The organism is Undibacterium sp. Dicai25W, assembly GCF_049340505.1.
Lineage (GTDB): Bacteria > Pseudomonadota > Gammaproteobacteria > Burkholderiales > Burkholderiaceae_D > Undibacterium > Undibacterium jejuense.
The window spans coordinates 65109-85081 of record NZ_JBMPOQ010000013.1 but is presented as its reverse complement, the minus strand read 5'-3'; the positions used below and the strand labels follow the sequence as shown (position 1 = coordinate 85081).

Genomic DNA, 19973 nt, shown 5'->3' with positions numbered 1-19973 from the left:
TCGGTACTTCAAAGAATTCTGGCTTTATCTGGTTTGTCGCTCTGCATTGAGCGCATGACCAAATAAAGCCCATTGTATTATTGGATGGACTTATTGCCCGTATTACTTTTCAAAAATATAGGTTCCCGGTGCTGCACCCAAATCTGTATCAGCCGATGGTTGTGTAGCTTTGATTTGTTTTTCATCGGAGTGATTTTTCAACCATTGCTGCCAGAATGTCCACCAGGAACCTTGTTCCTTCAGCGCTTCAAATTGCCATTCATCTGGGTCGCTATAGGTCTTGGTGCGCATGTTTTGTGGCAGATATTGGTAGCTACGATGCGCATGTCCAGGCTCTGAAACAATACCTGCATTATGTCCGCCGGAAGCTAGTACAAATTCGATCGGTGCATCTGTCAAGACGTGAATTTTATATACCGAGCGCCACGGTGATACGTGGTCTTTGACGGTGCCTACGACAAACATAGGAACGCGTATATCATTAAGTGCAATCGCATGACCATGCACTTCATAGTGACCACGGGCTAAATCGTTATGTAAGAATAACTGCTTAAGATATTCACTATGCATGCGATATGGTAGACGCGTCGTGTCGGCATTCCACGACATCAAATCGTTCGGTTGAGCACGTAAGCCTAACTGATATTCACGCATAATTTTTGACCATATCAGGTCGCGCGAGTTGAGCAACTGAAATGAGCCAGACATTTGTTTGCCATCCAGATAGCCTTGCTTCCACATCAGCGCATCGAGCATTGCCAGCTGACTTTCATCGATAAATAAACCCAGCTCACCTGGTTCGCTAAAATCGGTTTGCGCAGCGAGCAGGGTTACGCTGGCGATGTTGGCGATATTGGTAATTTTAGCTTGCTCTGTTTTGGCGATATCATTTTCTTTGGCAAGAGCTGCAGCGCCAATCGATAATAAAGTACCCCCGAGACAGTAGCCGACTGTGTGAATTGCGTGACCTTTGACGGCGCGATTTGTTTCGCTTAGTGCTGCATATAAACCTTGTTCCAGATAATCATTCATTCCCAAATTGCGATCATCCTTATTTGGGTTCCTCCAGGAAATCATGAATACCGTATGACCTTGTTCTACCAGAAAGCGCACCATCGAATTGTGATGTGATAAATCCAGAATGTAGTACTTCATGATCCATGAAGGAACAATCAGGATAGGTTCTGCAAATACTTTGCTGGTTTGCGGCGCATACTGAATTAATTCGATCAGATGATTGCGGAAGATCACTTTACCAGGGGTCAATGCGACATCTTTTCCTGGTTGATAGCCAGGTTGCACTTCTGCGTCTTTATCTCCATTGTTATTCGGAATTTCCAATCCCATATCCTGTAGCCAATGCACCAGACCCGAAGTCAGATTCTTACCGCCACTGGTAGTACTGGCTGCAATTATTTCAGGATTGAGGACTGGGCTATTCGACGGTGAAACGACGTCTAACAATTGTCTGGCCATGAAATTGACCACATCTTCGTGATGTTCAGTCATTCCACGCACACCACAGGTTGCATGCTGCCAAAAGTCCTGCGCCTGTAAAAATGCTTTGCTCATCACATTAAATGGCCACTGTTCCCAGCCTTTGTCAGCAAAGCGTGTGTCACCCGAATTGGTCGTCAGTTCAGTGGGATCAATCTCATATGATGCGGGGTAGACATTGTGCAGCAGATTTTTTCTTAAGAATCCGGGCCATTCGGCGGTTTGCCTTTGCAGCAGCCCGACTAACTCCATTTGCTTGCCTGGCGAGGTTGCCAGATGCATTGCCCAATCCATCCAGGCCAAACTGACACTTGCTGGAGAAATGCCTCCCGTCAATTTGGCGAGATGGTTTTGCAAGGCCATGTCGAGTGGATTGATGGTGTGTTCTTCGCCGCACGCAGAGCAAAATTCTGCATCAGACTTGGTTGAGCTGATGTTTGCGATGATCGGTAATGCGCTAACTGAGTTATTGCTCATCTGGATTCCTTAAGTGGAGTTTCTTGATTGTTGCAAAAATTATCAATGATCGACTTGATTCGGATCAATTTGATTGTGCATGTACAGCAATACACTACGATGACTATCTTTAGGTACTCCTATGCAAATTCCTGTTTTCTCTCTGTCATTTCGTTCAATTCTGGCTGTCACTACGGTTGATTCAGCGCGTGTGCAGCGCAATTTGAATGCAAAAAAGAACTTAAAAGCCGGTAAATTAAGATCATTTGCAAGAAGTTTGATCTACATCAATCTTGCGATGCTGAGTGCACATAGTTGGTCTGCTGAGTCTTTGCAACAAGCCTGGGATGTCGCTTTACGACGCGATCATACACTTGCTGCATCGCAATATAGGCAGCAATCTGCGCAGCACCAGGTGAATGCTGCACAAGCCAATTACTTTCCCAAAGTGGCCTTAGAAACCGGTTATCTACGTACCGAATATGAACCAGCTGCCAAACTGAACATTCCGGCTTTACCCTTTTTAAAGGGCGTGGCTCTGCCATTTGCACAGGATTCAGCGTATTACGGTGGCGTGACCGTCTCAGCACCGATTTTTACCAGCGGAAAAATTTCTTCCGGTGTGGCAGCAGCCAAGGCGATGGCAGATGCGACCGCGGCACATGCCAATCTGACTCGCAGCGAACTCAAATTAGCAATTGCTCAATCTTATATTGCCGTTCTGCGAGCAGAGCACGCGGTGATGGTAGCCACCAGCTATATTAGCGCCGTTCAGCGACATGAGACGGATGTACAGGAATTGTTTGAACATGGTTATGCCGCCAAACACGATTTGTTAGCGACCCAAGTCACGCTCGCCAATGCGCGGCAATTGGGATTGCAAGCAAGCAATGCACTCGAATTAGCACGTGCTGCCTACAACCGTTGGATGGGCCGCCCTTATGAGCAGGTGGTGCAGTTGCAAGACATCGTAAATCCAACGGCAATTGACGATAAAAGCGATCTTGGTGTCTTGCTGACATCCGCAAGTGAGCAACGCCAAGAGTTGCAAGAACTGTCTAAGCAAAGTGAAGCATACAAGAGTCAGGCGGCGAGTGTTCGCGCCGGTCACTTGCCGCAAATCGGTATCAGTGGCGGTTACAACAAGCTAGAAAATAAATATCTGGCCGAAGATAAAGGCTGGTGGGTTGGTGTTGTGATGAAGTGGGATTTGTTCGATGGCGGCTTGATCCGGCAGCAGGCATCGGCGTTGGCCGCCAATGCACAAGCAGTGTCAGAAATGGAACAAGACACCCGTGAGCGCATTGCTTTGCAAGTGCGGCAATCCTGGTTATCCCATCAAGAAGCCAATGCCCGTATGCAGTTAGTCAATAAAGCCGTAGAGCAAGCCGATGAAAGTCTGGCGTTGGCACGTGAACGTTACCGTTCTGGTTTAGCACCAAATAGCGAAGTATTGGATGCCGAAACCAGCCGCTTACAAGCTTATTCAAATCGTGACAATGCGATCTATGACCGCGAGTTGTCGCGTCTGCAATTGCAACATGCCGCGGGTAGTCTGTAAGCATTCTTATGAGTATTTTGTACTCAATAAAATAATCCGTAAAGCAAGAATACGTAGGAAGATAAATGGAAAATAAAAATAAACTCTTAGGCCCAGTCCTCATAGGCATTGCTGCTGCAGTGATTGGCATCGGTGTGTTTTATTATTTTGCCGAAAGCCGCAAATTACCTGAAGGGTTGATCGCTGCCAATGGGCGCATCGAAGGAGATCGTATTGTTGCCGCAGCCAAATATCCGGGACGTGTAAGTAAAATGTTTGCCAAAGAAGGCGATACGGTCAAAGCTGGCGCAGTAGTCGCGCAACTGGAAGACGAAAGTTTTCAGGCCAAAGTAGAACAAGCACGTCAGGCTTTTACTGGCGCCGACGCACAATTAAAAGCGGCGCAAGCGAACCTTGATATCGCCCAACGCGAAGTGCCTATGGGCGTCAGCGTTGCCGATGCCAGTGTAAGTCAGGCGCAGGCCATGTGGGCCAAAGCCACTGCGGTCCAAGCCCAGGCGAAGCTGGATGCGGCAAGAAACAAAGATTTGTTTGAACGTGGCGTGATAGAGCGTCATCGCTATGAACAAGCAGATCTGGCGTGGCAAGTTGCACAATCGGATGTGAAAGCGGCGCAGGAAGCGATTAACCGTGCTAAGCAAGGCTCAGCGCAAGCAGGGTTGGGGAACGATAAAATCAAAGCTAAACAACAAGATGTCGACGCCCTCCGTGCACAGCGTGATCGCGCTGCTGCGGCCGTGACGGAGGCCGAATCAGTGTTATCTGATCTGGTGATCAAATCGCCTGGCACTGGCGTGGTATTAACCCGCTTGCGCGAACCCGGTGAAGTCGTCATGCCTGGTGGTTCACTCGTTGAAATTGTCGATCTCGACCATTTGTATTTAAAAGTCTACGTGCCGGAATCGAAAATTGGCCAACTCCGTTTAGGTTTGCCAGTCAGAATCTATACAGATGCGCAGCCAGATCAATTCTACGAGGCAACTGTCAGCTACATTTCTTCGCGTTCTGAATTCACGCCGAAAGAAGTGCAAACCACCGACGAGCGTGTCAAGCTAGTCTACGCGGTGAAATTAGTCATTACCAAAAATCCTGACCACAAACTGACCCCCGGTATTCCTGCTGATGCGGTGATACGTTGGAAAGAAAACATCGCATGGCAAAAACCACGTTGGAACTGATGCCCACTCCGACGATGAATGCTGTGAATACCAACAAACCACTTAATGCCCAAGTGGCAGACTCTGCACGTCCAGTGGTGGATGTGAAGAATCTCATGAAACGCTATGGCGACAGTATCGCTATGAATGGCATTAGTTTGCAGGTACAAGCGGGAGAAATTTACGGTCTGATCGGCCCCGATGGTGCCGGTAAAAGTAGTCTTTTGAAAGTAGTCGCTGGTGTGCTCGCACATGACGCCGGTGATTTGCGAGTGTTCGATTGCCTGATTGATTCTGAAAAATCCAGCGAATTGGTGAAAGACAGAATTGGTTTGATGCCGCAAGGTTTGGGGCAGAATTTGTATGGCGATTTATCGGTAGAAGAAAATATCGATTATTTTGGCGGACTGCGTTTACTTAGCAAGCAAGAGCTAAGTTCTCGCAAAGAGGCGTTGCTACGCAGCACCCGTCTGGATAAGTTTCGCGATCGTCCGATGAAAAACTTGTCCGGTGGAATGAAGCAAAAATTAGGACTGGTTTGCACACTGATTCATGAACCAAAACTGGTCATTCTTGATGAACCGACGACAGGAGTTGATCCTGTATCTCGACGCGAATTCTGGAGCATTTTAGCGCGGCTGTTGAAGGAAAAAGGTATCACGGCCTTGGTATCGACTGCATATATGGACGAAGCCAGCCGCTTCCATCGTGTGTCCTTAATGCATGCCGGAAAAGTTCTTGCTTCTGGTGACCCTGAACAAATCAAAGCATTAGCCGTCGGTACGATCGTCAGCACTACTTGCGTTCAGATAGCGCAACAAGTTGATGCAGTAAAGCGTCTCTCACAACACTTCCCGCAAATGGAAGTGCTGGGACAAGAGATGCGTATGTTTGTCGATCAGGCCGATAATGCTGTCGCAACAAAAGAAGTGATGCAATGTCTGGACGGCATTCCTCAGCAGCATTCCGAGGTACTAGAGCCCGAATTAGAAGACGTTTTTATTGCCTTGTTGCGCCAAAAACATCTCGATAATGCAGATCAGAATAAGGCCCGGCAACCCGCAGAAGTGTCAGCAAGCCAGCGCCATCCTGATCAGGGTTTAGCAATTGAAGCAGAAAATTTAAGCCGTACATTTGGCGCATTTAAGGCAGTGGATCAGGTCAACTTTAAAGTACCGCAAGGTGAAATTTTTGGTTTGTTAGGTGCCAATGGCGCTGGCAAAAGTACCGTGATCAAAATGCTGACAGGTATTTTGAGTCAGACCTCAGGTAAAGGTAATGTCGCCGGCGCTGACGTGCGTACTTCCGGACGCCAGATCCGTGAACGTATCGGCTATATGTCGCAGGCTTTTTCTTTGTATCTGGATTTGTCGGTACTGGAAAATATACGTCTCTATGCAGGTATCTATGGTCTGACCCGCAAAGAAACGGCAGCCCGCATGGATTGGATACTCGATATGGCTGGCTTACGTCCGTTCGGCAAAGCTTTAACGGGCAGTTTGCCTATGGGCTTGAGACAACGTCTGGCTTTGGGCTGTGCTTTGATTCACAGACCGCAAGTACTATTTTTGGATGAACCAACTTCCGGCGTTGACCCGATAGGTCGCAGAGCGTTTTGGGAAGTGTTATTCCAATTGTCGCGTGAGGAAAACGTGACGATCTTAGTAACGACGCACTACATGTCAGAGGCCGAACATTGCGATCACATCGCGCTTATGTATGCGGGCCGTGTGGTGGCTGATGCATCACCAGAAAAACTGAAAGAAAATGTTGAAGCCGAGGCCGGAAAATTGGTTGAGATCCAAACCCCGGATCCACAAGCTGCACTTGATCTGTTGCAAGCTGATGGTTACACCAGTGCCGCTTTATTCGGACCGCGGATACATGTGTTGTTACTTGATCCGGAAGCTGATGCAGCTAAAATTTCAGAGATGTTAAAGCCGCTAGGCACACTCAAGATTGCTCCAAAAAAATTATCGATGGAAGACGTGTTTGTACACATCGTGACCAGGCTTGAGGCACAAGATGCGCAAAACGTACAGGCGAAAGGAGGGCGACCATGAATCTTCGTCGTATTCGTGTGGTTGCCTATAAAGAATGGCGTGAGATTATTCGTGATCGCTTGTTCTTTGCGTTGGCATTTATCGTGCCATCGTTATTGATGCTCTTGTTTGGCTATGGCTTGTCATTGGATGTCGAAAATATTCCGCTGGCGATCGTTGACTATGATCAGTCGGTGAGTTCACGCGATTATGCGCATCGTTTTACGGACTCACGTTATTTTTCGTTTCAAGGGTATGCGCAGCGTGAAAAAGACGTGGAAAAACTGCTGATCGATAATAGTCTGCGCGCTGTCATTGTGATTCCACCGCAATTTGGTGAAAACTTGCGCGGTGGCAGATCAGCCGATGTTCAAACCTGGATTGATGGCACTTTTCCGTTTCGTGCGTTGACGGCGAAAGGCTATGTGAATGCAATTAACGCTGCAATTAATCTCGACAATCTCGCGACGTATATTTCCGGTTTAACAGGCGTGAGTGAAGATCGTATTCGTGCCACCGCACAACCAGTGAAATTAGAAACCCGCTATTTATACAATCAGGAAGTCAAAAGTATTTGGTCAATGGCACCCAAATTGATCATGGTAATTTTAATGTTGTCACCACCATTTCTTACTGCCTTGGGCGTTGTCAGGGAAAAAGAATCTGGCGCGATTTACAACGTTTATTCATCGACTTTGTCACGCGGAGAATATTTGATCGGCAAGCTCTTGCCGTATGTGGGTATTTCGGTTGTGAACGCCTGTGCTTTGACGGCATTTGCTTTATTGCTATTCGGGGCACCATTCAGAGGTGACCCTTTATTCTTTTTACTATCGACCATCCTGTATGTGATTTGTACGACGGGTATCGGTTTGCTGGTGTCAGTGGTTGTTAATACGCAGGTGGCGGCGATGGTAGGTACGTCGATTGTGACGGTGGTTCCGGCAGTTTTGTATTCCGGGATGATTATTCCTATTCCGTCGTTGTCTGCGACTGCTGCTGTGATTGCACATATTTTACCAGGCATGTATTACTCGGAAATTGTGATCGGTAGCTTTTTAAAAGGCGTGGGTTTTACCTCGTTATGGATGGATATGTTGATTTTGACGCTCTATGCCACGGTGTTGTTTACGGCGGGATTTCTGGCGTTTCATAAACGTCCGGATCGTTGATGCGTGGAGAAAAAGAAATGAATTTTTTTATCAACCGTGTCTGGTGGAGTCGCTTACAGGCAATGACCTGGAAAGAGTTACTGCAATTATTGCGTGATCCGATTTTGCTGGTGTTTGTTTTGTATGCGTTTACTGCGGATATTTACAATGCTGCATCCGGTGTCTCGTTTCAACTCAATAACGCAGCGTTGGCGCTGTTTGATCTGGATCGCTCTGCTGCCTCGCGCGAATTGGCAGGCCGCTTTATGCCGCCAGAATTTCGCTGGATAGGCGGAATTAAACATGCAGAACAAGGTCAAAAGCTTCTAGACGATGGTAAGGCAATGGCGGTGCTGGATATTCCTCCGGGGTTTGGTGCTGCCATGTCGCGTGGGGAGAACAAAGCAGTGCAATTGCAGATTGATGCTGCCAATTCTGTGCAAGGGTTTTTGATGTCGGTTGACGCGACACAAATTATTGCCCGCTATGGCCTGGAGCAAGCTGCGGTAAGTTTGGGGGTTGATAGTTCGGCGGCAATTGATGCTCCCGCCATCAACAATGCAACGCGTGTCTGGTTTAACCCAAATCAGAACGATGCCTGGTTTATGGGAATTTCCGAGTTGCTTAACGTGGTGACTTTGTTCTCTATGTTGCTACCAGCCGCAGCAATGGTCAGAGAGAAAGAGCGCGGAACAATTGAGCAATTACTTGTCTCACCGTTGTCACCTTTGCAGATTATGATACCCAAAATCATTGCGATGGTTGCGGTGATTTTAGGTGGTACTGCCTTAGGTTTATTTGGTATTTTGGTGCCGGTATTTTTAATACCAGTGGTAGGGAGTTTGTTCTTGTTCTTTGTTTTGAGTACCTTGTACATCAGCACTTTGGCGGGAATAGGGATACTCATTGCAACGGTGACCAATAACATGGCGCAGGCTGGCATGATGGTGATTCTGATTTTGGCACCGATGATGTTTTTGTCCGGTGCGTGGACGCCACCAGAAGCGATGCCTGCACTGATGCGTTTGGGGATGTACACGTCGCCTTTGTATTACTACATCAATGCCAGTTATGGCATTTTGCTCAAAGGTGCCGGGGTAATGGTGCTGTGGCCGATGTTTGTCGGGATATTGTTAATCGGTATGCTGGTCAGTGTTACCACCATCATCAGATTTAAAAAACAGTTTGGTTAAGAATACACAAGTAATACGTAGGCAAAACACAAGCAAAATACAAATATCAAATTGAATTCGTCACTTCTTGAAAGTAGGGAATAACATGTCTGAAAATAAGTCAGTTTTTTCTTTGCAAGGTAAGCGCGGCTTGATTATCGGTCTCGCCAACGAACATAGTATTGCGTACGGCTGTGCTTTGGTCGCACATCAACTTGGGGCTGAATTGATGGTCTCTTGTGTGAATCAAAAGGCTGAACCTTATGTCAAACCATTAGCAGATCAAATGAACGCGACTTTAGTCACCTGTAATGTGGAGGAAGACGGTGCTTTAGAAAGTCTGGTGGCGCAAGCAGTTGCGCAATTTGGTCAATTGGATTTTGTGATTCATTCGATTGCCTGGGCACCTTTGGATGATTTGCATGGGCGAGTGATTGATAGTTCCAGTACCGGATTTTTACGTTCAATGAATGTTTCTTGCCATTCATTTGCTCAGGTAGCGAAATTATGTGAGCCACATTTAAGCCCGGACGCAAGCCTGATTACGATGAGTTATCTGGGGGCTGAAGAAGCCGTTGCCCATTATGGGTTGATGGGCCCCGTCAAGGCAGCACTGGAATCCCTGGTTCGTTATCTGGCAACAGAATTGGGCGAGAAAGGTATTCGTGTTCATGCGATTTCTCCGGGGCCGATTCCTACCCGTGCCGCTTCTGGATTATTAGAATTTGATACATTGATGGAAAAAGCTATCCAACGTTCTCCACTCAAACGTTTGGTTACACTCGAAGAGGTGGGGCAATTGGCGGCATTTTTGATCAGCAATGCATCGTCAGGCATGACAGGGCAAACCTTGTATGTCGATGGCGGCTATCACATCGTTAACTAAGTCCTTTAAAGTTACCAGTGAACATTATTTCAGTTCCATCACGGAGAATGAACAATGAACGATCCAGTGTATCCGGTCAATAATGACCAAGAAATGATTTCCAATGTTGTTTATGACGATATCTCTATCGGTCAGACGGCCAGTCAGACCCGTACGCTGACACAAGCCGATATTCAGGCGTTTGCGTCGATTTCAGGTGATGTCAATCCAGCGCATCTTGACAAAGAATATGCTGAGAACACTTTATTCCATGGCGTGATTGCTCATGGTATGTGGGGCGGTGCCTTGATTTCTACCATCCTGGGTACGCGTTTGCCGGGCCCAGGAACGATTTATCTGGAGCAAAATCTGCATTTCGCCAGACCGGTTCGTATTGGCGATACCTTGACGATTTCCGCAACTGTGATTGCGAAAGACGATGAAAAAAAGCGCGTCACACTTGATTGTGAGATCGTAAATCAACACGGTGTCAAAGTCGTGTACGGTAATGCGCTCGTGATTGCGCCAACTGAACGCGTGACGCGTCAGCGGACAGTATTACCGACCATGGCCTTGTTTGATCTGGGCGCAAGACAAAAAGCCTTGATCGATAGCGTTGCTGACCTTCCTGCTATTCGTTGTGCTGTCGTGCATCCGTGTGATGCAGATTCTTTGCAGGGTGCTTTAGACGCGGCAAAGCAGGGTTTGATTATTCCCGTTTTGATCGCGCCGAAAGCTAAGCTGTTAGGGGTCGCCAGTGCAGCTGGACTCGACATCAGCGGTGTCGAAATCGTTGACGTAGCACATAGTCACGCTGCCGCTGATAAAGCCGTAGAAATGGCCGCAGCAGGTGAAGTCGAAGCCTTGATGAAAGGCAGTTTGCATACTGATGAGTTAATGTCCGCAGTTGTACACTGTGTTGGCTTGAAAACCAAATTCCGTCTGTCGCATGTATTTCACCTTGATGTACCTATGTACCACAAGGTATTGTTATTGACCGATGCAGCACTGAATATTGCACCAACATTGATGGAAAAAGCAGATATTCTGCAAAACGTGATTAATCTCGCGCAAGCATTAAAAATCGCACAACCCAAAGTCGCGTTGTTATCCGCGGTGGAAACCGTCAATCCCAAAATGTCTTCAACGATCGATGCTGCGGCTTTGTGCAAAATGGTACAGCGTAAGCAAATCAAAGGCGGTATTGTGGATGGCCCACTGGCGTTTGATAATGCGATTTCTGCTGAAGCTGCACGCATCAAAGGCATTGATTCACCGGTCGCAGGGGATGTGGATATTCTGATGGTGCCTGATCTGGAATCTGGCAATATGCTGGCCAAGCAATTTGAATATCTGGCAGGTGCAGCAACGTGTGGTGTAGTACTGGGAGCACGGGTGCCGATTGCTTTGACGAGCCGCGCGGATGGCCCTAGTTCAAGGGTCGCATCGGCAGCACTGGTCAAACTACTGGCGAATGAATACAGAAAGAATGCGCCATGAACCAGCACGCCATTCTAGCCGTCAATGCTGGCTCGTCTTCGATTAAATTTGCGCTATATCCTGTGCATCAGGCTTTGGTGGACGCAGCGGATATTTCTGGTGTGGTGGAAGGTCTGGAGCCTGGCGGCAAGGCGAGTATCAGCCTCAGTATTCGCGGTGAGAAGCAAGTGTTTCCATTGCCCGGTAATGCGACTGAAGAAAAGCAGAAATTCGCGCTTGCCTTAAACAGCTTACGTTTGCTACTGGAACAGCACAGCCAGGAGATGACAGTGGTCGCTGTCGCACATCGTATTGTGCATGGTGGTGATCGATACGCCCAGTCGGTGGTGATTGATGCGAACACAATGACATATTTGCAAAGCCTCAATTCACTGGCACCTCTGCATCAACCGCACAATCTGGAAGGCGTATTCGCGTTTCAAAAAGCCTATCCAGATTTGCCACAGATTGCCTGTTTTGATACGGGTTTTCATGCTAATTTACCGCTCAATGAGCGTACCGTGGCGCTACCGTTGGCTTTGCGTGAAACCGGCATTCGTCGCTACGGTTTTCATGGTTTGTCTTATCGTTATGTCGCGGGGCGCTTAGCGCAACGATCAGAGAAATCTCAGCAACGCGTCATCATGGCGCATCTGGGCAATGGTGCGAGCGCCTGTGCGATGTTGAATGGTCAGAGTATCGCTACCACCATGGGCTTTTCTGCTTTAGATGGTTTAATGATGGGAACGCGCTGTGGCGCGCTTGATCCGGGTATTTTGCTCCATTTATTGCAGGCTGGATGGGATGCAAAACGCATAGAAAAAACCTTGTATAAAGAATCGGGTTTACTCGGTGTTTCTGGCGTGTCGGCAGATATGCGTACCTTGAGGCAAAGCAAAGATTCACAGTCGCAAGTAGCAATCAATATGTTTGTTTATCGTGTCACCAGAGAATCCGGTGCCTTAGCCGCTTGTCTGAACGGGGTTGATGTGCTCGCCTTTACCGGTGGGATCGGTGAGCATGATGCGCAGTTACGCGCTGACGTGGTCGCAGGATTGGCGTATCTGGGTTTGAAGATTGATCTGGAAAAAAATCTGACTGCCCACGGTGATCAAATTGCTGCAATTCATGCCAGCGATAGTCAGCAGGAAATCTGGGTGATTCCTACTGATGAGGGACGGATTGCCGCGATGGATGCTGCGGCGATTTTAGCGGCGGCCGGTCAGGCTATGTGAGAATTAATTCATTCGCCGTTTTAGTGATAAAAATGGTGGTGGAGCAAACAGATAGCGTAACCCGGCCAATGACGTTTTTTTTGATAACTGGAAAACCGTGATTGGCACTAATATTCCGATCACGGTACCCAGAATCAGATGTATCGATGCATTGTCGATGTACAGGAATTTATTCAGGATAATACGCACACCACTGCCGGCCAGGATATGCATTAAAAAGATAGGCATAGAACAGGTGCCAAACAATGTCAGGCATTTCAACATGTTCAATTCAGCTTTTGCTAATACGAATCCCAGGCTACACACCATTGTAATTCCAGATAAAGCCAGCGGCAGAGCCAGCAAGGATTGATCGGAATAAATCAAACCCAGTTTGCCATGGAACAGCCACGCCAGACAGCCAAACAGTAATCCACTGATGGCGCAAACAATGGATGCGTGCTCAATGATGAAGTCTTTCCAGACACGTACTTGTGAACCTAAATAAAAGTAAATAAGATATGTCGCCAAAAAATCGACCGGAAAGGGTAACTGCACGTAAAAGCGTGATATCCAGGCAGCGATTAACATCAGTGGCACGAACAAGGCTGCAGCGCCACGTTGCTCTCTGTAGGTAAGTGCCATCAATACGAATACAACGAAGAGCACGTAAAGAAACCAGAATTGTGCGCGTGGTTGCCATAACAACGATAGCACATCATCCACACTGGTTTTTGCAGTAGTAAATCGTGACAAGAATACTTCGGTAAAGCCTTGCAGCAACGACCACAACACGTAAGGGTAGAAAACGCTATCCACTTTATCTAAGATCAGACGCTGACGGCCGTACTTGTTAAGTGAAGGAATGAAAAATATCCCCGACAACAAGAAAAACAGCGGCATATGAAAGCTGTAAATGATGCTGTCAATCAGTTTAAACAGCTTCGCGTCCATCACTATTCCAGCATTGTACGCACCGCGACTGACGTGACCGTAGACGACCAGTAAAATGCCTATGCCTTTAGCGTAATCTACCCAATGGTCGCGGTTTTGCATGTTCAGAATGGAATTGACAGAAGTTGGTGAGCGGTGCCGCTTATTTTATGCCTACCATCCTTCCTTGACAGCATTTACGACTTTTTTTCTTTCATTTTTAACTAGTTTTTACACTTGAAGACAATACTACTGCCAGTTCGCTCTGTTTGTTCCCAAAAGTCCGGCTGGCTTATCCCATTGCATGGGCGCGCCTTGGATTTTTAGTGGTGGTAACAGGCGTTGCAAAGCGCCCCAGACGGTGTGCTCCACAACTGGTGTATGGTCAGTGTTATTCTTTGCTTCAAAACTTAAGCCGGGTTGCCGTGGTAATGAGCCTGCGATCAGTAATTCTGCCGTTCTGGCGAGTGATAAGCGCATTTCGCTGCCAAGACCATGCAAGTAGCGCTGTTGCAATCCGCGAATAACGGCAGCCGCGATCATGTAGCCTGTTGCGTGATCCAAGGCTTGAACTGGCAGGGGCGTAGGTTGTGTTTTGCCGTAGTGATGCATACCAAAGTCAGCAATCCCACAGCTCATTTGCACCAGACTATCGAAACCGCGTCGATACTGCCATGGGCCACTGTGGCCATAGGCATTCAGACTAACGTCGATCAATGCTGGATTGATTCGGCGACGACTTTCAGCATCCAGCCCCAATGCTGCCAGAGCATCAGCGCGATAGCCATGAACCAGCACATCGGCTTCGCTCAGCAAGTGTTCAAATTGCTTTCTATCATCAGACTTCTTTAAGTCTAGTCGAGCACATCGTTTGCCTATCGTCAGTTCAGCCAATATCGTAGGTTCATCCCATTCAGGTGGGTCGAGTCGAAGCACGTCAGCACCGTAACCGGCTAAAAATCGAGTAGCTACAGGCCCGGCGATAATACGGGTTAAGTCGAGTACCCGTATGCCTTGCAGTGGTCGGTGCGGATCGATTTTCCAGTGCTTTTTGCCATCAGATGGATAAGCTTGAATATGGATGAGCGGCTCGTGGGCAACCGCTTGTCCTTGCGGATGCGCTTGCCAGGTTTGTCTGTCATGCATTACTGCGGCGCAACCATGTTGTGCAACGATGGCGTCCTCCAGATCTTGTGAGTTCCAGCCCGATACGGTATTGCTGACGGCGTCTTTATCGGCAGTACACCCCAGAACTGCCAGCGCCGCAGCCCGGTGATGTGGCGCATTGGTATGTAGGCGTATCCAACCGTCCGTAGTTTGATAAACACCGGCAATCGCATCCCATGCCGGTGGCAGAGTCCAGCCGCGAGGATGTACCGAAGAATCAAACCAAAATGAACTCAGTCTTCGGTCTATTTGTAACGATGGTGCCTGAGTGCCAGAATGGGCGATCAATTCGCTCAAGGCTTGGCCGGCGCTCGCAATGGACGCTGTCGCTAGTTCTGTGACGGCGAAAGCAGACGGCAACTCACCGAGACTAGTCACTTTAAGTTGTGGCGTTGCACTTAATGCTGAGTTGGCGAAAGTGCCAAAGGCATTTTTAATTTCCTGAATAAAATAAGCGACTGAATGAGCTTCGTATTGATTCGTTACGGAAGTGATTTCTGGCATCGTTGTCTTTCAATAGGCGAACGTTTTGTTTCAGTATTGGGACTTTAAAGACCCGATTTGGTATCAACAGAGAGTCAGTGCGTGCCAGACAAAATTTCTGCGTACGCCGTAAAATGCTGCTATAGAAAAAATCGTATAGCGATTTTTTCTAGACTGGATGTTATATCGCGTAGGAATTCGCTGCTGTCTGGTCTGTTTTAATATTGGCGCTGAGTCAGTGTGATAATTTTATTAAAATTATATCCTTTGCTTACAATCTATGACGAGAAGAAAATGGGAAATTTAAAAAAACCTGCTGCGCAATATGTATCTTGCCTGATCCTGATGGTCTTTTTCGTCAGTCTGATGATGACGGAGGTCACTTTCGCAGCCACGACAACTTCGCGGATTCCTCAGGGGCGCTCAGGCGCGACGATATTTACTTTGATGTGCGCCGAGTGTCATGTGACTGGTATCAGCGGTGCCCCTAAGGTAAGCGATAAAGCCGCCTGGGCAGTGAGATTAAAACAAACCCCTGACACCTTGATTGAACATGCTTTACACGGCTACAAATTGATGCCAGCGCGCGGTTCATGCAGTAGCTGTTCGGATTTAGAAATCAAAGCCGCAGTTGAGTATATGTTGGAAAAAGTAAAGTAGTCATGAACTTGATACCAGCCTGACATGAACTTGATACGAGCGTGACATGATCGGGACACAGGGGCGACCACGAGTCGTGGCTTTTTTACATGGTGACGATTGATTTGGATTAATCGTTTTTAGTAGTTAAGCTTGAGTTTTACAAATCCAATAGATCTTAACCTTGAATTTCTGGTATGGTGAACTACTGAAAATTGCTTATCGTTTAAATATTCAACTCTTCATTCGATTAATTTCTTTCTTGTGCGCATAGTCAAACTTTATCAACGTCGTCATCAACGCTTTCCTCAGAGGCGTTTCGTGATCAGCTGGATTGCCGCATTGGCAATCTTGTTGAACGGCTTGATGCCATTGATTTCGCAGGCCTTAGACAATGCTGCAAATGGCAATCGGGCGGCTCTTGAATGGCGTGAAGTATGTTCGACAACGGGAAGCAAATGGATCAGCAGTAGTCGTGATGCCAAACCAGTCGATCTGCCATCGCTATTCCATGCGAAGTATTGCGATTACTGTTTTACGCATGCGGCTTCATTTGGGTTGCCGCCTGTCAGTGATTTTAGTTTTTTAGCTCCCTCGTTTAGCTTTCATCATCACTCGCAATCAAACCAGCAATTTCTACTGATTGCTGCTTGGTTTTCCCCCGCTGTGCGTGCCCCACCCGTAATCTGACTCTTTTGATTCTTTTTACTGGCTACGTGCCAAAGAAGCAGATCAGCTTAGACCACTTGAGTACAGCTCGACCCTATTGCTGCGTTGCATAGAAATTGCATACGTATCTCGTCTGGAGTGTTACGCCTTGTTGGTGATCTGTGATGAGCAAATTAATTAATGTTGTCATACAAATGACTGAATCTGTATGACACAGTATGGGAAAGAGTTAAACATGAAAGCCACAGAAAAAATGACCTTACGTCGCCATCTTTTACCTCGCCAATCCATGGCGGACGATGACTTACAAGTGTTATGGCGAATAGAAAAAGGCGCCATTCGTATCGATAGTCAGACCGGTGATGAACCCGCTAGTTTTGTCCGATTAGCCCTGCCTGGCGATTTATTAGGCGTGGAGCATTTTGTTGGCGTGTCAGATACGTTGACGATACGAGCTATCACAGAAGTGAGCTTGTCGCCGGTTTCCTATCTGGATGACAGGCAACTGACAAAATTGCTGATGTCCGCCGTTTCTACCAGCTATCAGCGTTGCCGCGAGGCGGTTAGCCTGAGATCTGGCCCAGTTGATGAACGTGTCAAGCGCTTACTACGTTTGTTAGCGGAGGAAAGTGATACTGATGTGAATAAAGCCAGTTCTTGCGTATTGCCAAGTCTGGGAAACATCGCAGAGATTATCCATTCCACCAGAGAGACAGTATGCCGGGTACTGAACAGCTTAAAAGAAGCACGCTTACTCGCGTATGGTGATCCGGAAAAAATGAAACGCAGGCATTTAGAAAACCGTGAGCATTTACTGCAACTGTCTGCATAAAAGCGCAGTCATTTACCAATAGTAGAGTGGGTGCAACTCGCGCTGCATCGAGGTTTTATCAGAATTGGCGCTTGCATCCGCCCTAAAGTAGTAAGCATAAGAAAACGGGGAGCTAGCCTTTGCTCCCCGTTTCCTCTTAGTGAATATTTGGCTTACCTAATTCAAATAACCACGTCTTCTCAATACGTGTATTTCAGCTCAGCGTATGCAGTACGTTGCGTGAAAGGATGGTATAGATAATATTTCTCATTGTTGAGGTTATCAATCCCTGCCGCGATACTCCATTGACGGTTGACCTGATAATGAACTCGCGCGTCAGCGACGAAAAATGGTTGAAAGCCTTGGTACGTACCTGGGTAGATATCGGTGTTATCAACCGTGGCATATTGGCGCCCTGTATAGCGCCCAGCTAAGGTATAAGCCCAACGCGCATCTGGCCGGTAAGTCGCAACCATCGTCGCGCGCCAGTCAGGTACGTAAGGTGTGTGCTTGCCGACGGACGTTGCACCAGCGATTGTCGGTACATAACTGCTATTGGCCAGAATCACCGCATCAACATAGGTCAGGCTCGCAGATAACTGCAGACCTTGAATAAACGCGTTGTCTTTTTCTGCGACCAACTCTATCCCACGTTGACGGGTTTTATCCACATTTTGTGTGAATGAAACAGGCGTGGAATAACCAGCGATATTCGATGTCTGAGAAATCAAGGCGTCGGAAACAAACTCGCCAAACAAAGAAACTCGTACCCGGCTGTCTTTGGTTTTGCGTTCAAATGCGAATTCGCTCGATAGAACGTCTTCTGGTTTGAGATAAGGATTTGCTTGTGTAAAGGTGGTGCCCGTCTGGACGTTTTGGTATAACTCACCAACCGTAGGGAAGCGTAAGGCACGACCGAAAGAACCAGTGATTTGCCAGGTATCCGATGCTTTCCACGCCAGGGTTGCTTTTGGCGACAGACCATTTTGGGAAACGCCAGGTTGATTGACCGGGAAACCTGTCCCATTGGCAGCGATAGCGTAGTTATAGCCATCGCGTGCTTTCCATTGTTCATAACGTCCGCCGATGGTGGCAGTTAACTTTGTATTGATACGCCATTCGTCTTGTATCCAGAGCGCATTGGTCTGTGTTTTTCCGAGAGAGTTACTATACAAAGCACCGTTGCTGCCATTGAGCCAGTCTGTTGTATTGTAAGTCGGGCTGACCAATTTGAATTGGTCAGCGTGGACTCCAAAGCTCACCGTGTGGGAACCTTGATTTGCGTCTGGACGATAGGTCGCTTTGGCATCAAAGGTGGTCCAGCCGGTTCCACTCGCATCGGCAATGCGGCCCGCACCCGTGGTCTGTGCAGCAGGATATGGGCCTGTAGAAGAACGCGTCAGATCGGTCGCATAATTGACATTGCTGATCACCGCATTCCAATCCCAGGCTCCGGAAGTTTTGCTATTGAGCGCCAGACTTTGCATCCAGTGTGTCTGTTCGGTGCTATTGCTACCAAATTGACCTGCGATAGTGGTCGCGCTATAGGCATAGCCACCGATATTGACATTGCCAGTTGTTGCACCGTAATAGGAAGTACCACTAGCATCACGAAGATAGGAGGCAGCCTTACCATTCGCCGAATTTTGCCAGTAACCGAGCATATAGCTGAGCGTGGTTTCGGCATTGAAATCGTAGGCTAATTTGACTTTGGCGGTGTCTTGCACCGTGTGATTAAGATTCCCTGCGCTGATTACCTGGATGGCACCGCCAGTGCGGTTGTAGTCGGCTGTTGCGCCATTGATGACAGGTAGGTTGGCTGCCGCGGCTTTGCTAGATTGCGACAGCGTGCCGAAGGTAATCGGTTGACTAAAGCTATCGAGGTGGTTGGCACTGACAAACCAGGAAAATGCACCTTGACGGTCACCAATGGTAGCGTTCAGGCTGCCCGATTTGAAATTGTTGCTGGTGCCATACGAATCAAAATTTTGCGACGATAGATTTATTTTTGCTGTCGCTTCAAATTGTCGCGGCATGCGGGTATTCATCTGGATAACAGCACCATAAGAATTACCTGCATAGGCTGCAGAAAACGGACCATACATGACATCGATGCTGTCGATTTCTTCAGGCGAAACCATAAACCACTGTGGCGAGCCATTGCCATTATTGTTATTGACCAGACTCGAAAGCATGACGCCATCAGCAAAAATCAAAGTACGTGCGCTCGCATTCACGCCCGTCGTACGTGAAGTGACTGGTGCTGCCGTATCGCCATTAAAGCGTTTGCGTACCATGATGCTAGGGATATATTTTAAGGCATCTTCGACATTGGTGACATTGGTCGTTTCGCCCAGTTCTTTGGCCGTGACTGTTTCTATGGTTGCCGGAGAAGCTGTGACCGGCTTAGTCGCCAATGTACCTGTGACCAACACGACCTGTGCATCTGGCTCTGCGTTATCGGTGGTTTGCGCGATTGCCGTCGTCGTCAGACAGGCCATGATGGCACTAATGGCACTCACCATAGGACGTAATGTCGAGGTGTGAAATTGCTTGTTTGCTGGTTTTATTGAAGAAGTGGTGACGGATTTTTTCATGATTCAATTCAAAAAACGAATAATAAATGCGAATAAAAATGGCGTGCATAAAGCGATCATCTCAGTCATTCAAAGAAGGA

At 47.6% G+C, this 19973-nt stretch carries 15 protein-coding genes; 11 read left to right on the top strand and 4 right to left on the bottom strand.

Annotated features, from left to right (window positions below):
- Positions 1–102: 102 nt before the first annotated feature.
- A complete protein-coding gene (locus tag ACO0KY_RS14460; protein WP_423047164.1) occupies positions 103–1974 on the bottom strand; it encodes a PHA/PHB synthase family protein in 1872 nt (623 codons plus the stop codon).
- A 121-nt stretch (positions 1975–2095) separates the two neighbouring features.
- Between ACO0KY_RS14460 and ACO0KY_RS14455 the strand changes: the two genes are divergently transcribed.
- From ACO0KY_RS14455 to ACO0KY_RS14420, 8 genes are all read left to right on the top strand, one after another.
- Positions 2096–3514, top strand: coding sequence for a TolC family protein (locus ACO0KY_RS14455; RefSeq protein ID WP_423047162.1), 1419 nt, complete (start codon positions 2096–2098; stop codon positions 3512–3514).
- A 65-nt stretch (positions 3515–3579) separates the two neighbouring features.
- Positions 3580–4692, top strand: coding sequence for an HlyD family secretion protein (locus ACO0KY_RS14450; RefSeq protein ID WP_423047160.1), 1113 nt, complete (start codon positions 3580–3582; stop codon positions 4690–4692).
- The gene (locus ACO0KY_RS14445) at positions 4668–6734 is read left to right on the top strand and encodes an ATP-binding cassette domain-containing protein (RefSeq protein WP_423047158.1); all 2067 of its coding nucleotides are present in this window, start codon (positions 4668–4670) and stop codon (positions 6732–6734) included. Before ACO0KY_RS14450 ends, ACO0KY_RS14445 begins: the two co-directional genes overlap by 25 nt.
- The gene (locus tag ACO0KY_RS14440) at positions 6731–7885 is read left to right on the top strand and encodes an ABC transporter permease (RefSeq protein ID WP_423047156.1); all 1155 of its coding nucleotides are present in this window, start codon (positions 6731–6733) and stop codon (positions 7883–7885) included. Before ACO0KY_RS14445 ends, ACO0KY_RS14440 begins: the two co-directional genes overlap by 4 nt.
- 17 nt (positions 7886–7902) lie before the next feature.
- Positions 7903–9057, top strand: coding sequence for an ABC transporter permease (locus tag ACO0KY_RS14435; protein WP_423047154.1), 1155 nt, complete (start codon positions 7903–7905; stop codon positions 9055–9057).
- Positions 9058–9142: 85 nt separating this feature from the next.
- Complete coding sequence (gene fabI, locus ACO0KY_RS14430) at positions 9143–9922, top strand: enoyl-ACP reductase FabI (protein WP_423047152.1); 780 nt, start codon at positions 9143–9145, stop codon at positions 9920–9922.
- A gap of 54 nt (positions 9923–9976) precedes the next feature.
- The gene (locus ACO0KY_RS14425) at positions 9977–11401 is read left to right on the top strand and encodes a bifunctional enoyl-CoA hydratase/phosphate acetyltransferase (protein WP_423047150.1); all 1425 of its coding nucleotides are present in this window, start codon (positions 9977–9979) and stop codon (positions 11399–11401) included.
- Positions 11398–12615, top strand: a complete 1218-nt coding sequence (locus ACO0KY_RS14420; protein ID WP_423047148.1) for an acetate/propionate family kinase — start codon at positions 11398–11400, stop codon at positions 12613–12615. Before ACO0KY_RS14425 ends, ACO0KY_RS14420 begins: the two co-directional genes overlap by 4 nt.
- A gap of 3 nt (positions 12616–12618) precedes the next feature.
- On the opposite strand, the gene ACO0KY_RS14415 is transcribed toward ACO0KY_RS14420, so the two are convergent.
- Both ACO0KY_RS14415 and ACO0KY_RS14410 read right to left on the bottom strand, forming a co-directional pair.
- A complete protein-coding gene (locus ACO0KY_RS14415; RefSeq protein WP_423047146.1) occupies positions 12619–13650 on the bottom strand; it encodes an acyltransferase family protein in 1032 nt (343 codons plus the stop codon).
- A 126-nt stretch (positions 13651–13776) separates the two neighbouring features.
- Complete coding sequence (locus tag ACO0KY_RS14410) at positions 13777–15198, bottom strand: CoA transferase (protein ID WP_423047144.1); 1422 nt, start codon at positions 15196–15198, stop codon at positions 13777–13779.
- A 273-nt stretch (positions 15199–15471) separates the two neighbouring features.
- Between ACO0KY_RS14410 and ACO0KY_RS14405 the strand changes: the two genes are divergently transcribed.
- The 3 genes from ACO0KY_RS14405 (at position 15472) to ACO0KY_RS14395 (ending at position 17317) form a co-directional block, all read left to right on the top strand.
- Complete coding sequence (locus tag ACO0KY_RS14405) at positions 15472–15837, top strand: c-type cytochrome (protein ID WP_423047142.1); 366 nt, start codon at positions 15472–15474, stop codon at positions 15835–15837.
- Between the two features lie 300 nt (positions 15838–16137).
- Positions 16138–16506 (top strand): DUF2946 domain-containing protein, encoded by a 369-nt coding sequence (locus ACO0KY_RS14400; RefSeq protein ID WP_423047140.1) that lies wholly within the window; start codon positions 16138–16140, stop codon positions 16504–16506.
- Between the two features lie 214 nt (positions 16507–16720).
- Positions 16721–17317 (top strand): Crp/Fnr family transcriptional regulator, encoded by a 597-nt coding sequence (locus ACO0KY_RS14395; RefSeq protein ID WP_423047138.1) that lies wholly within the window; start codon positions 16721–16723, stop codon positions 17315–17317.
- 179 nt (positions 17318–17496) lie between these two features.
- On the opposite strand, the gene ACO0KY_RS14390 is transcribed toward ACO0KY_RS14395, so the two are convergent.
- On the bottom strand, positions 17497–19893 hold the full coding sequence (locus tag ACO0KY_RS14390) for a TonB-dependent receptor (RefSeq protein ID WP_423047136.1): 2397 nt from the start codon (positions 19891–19893) through the stop codon (positions 17497–17499).
- Positions 19894–19973: the final 80 nt, after the last annotated feature.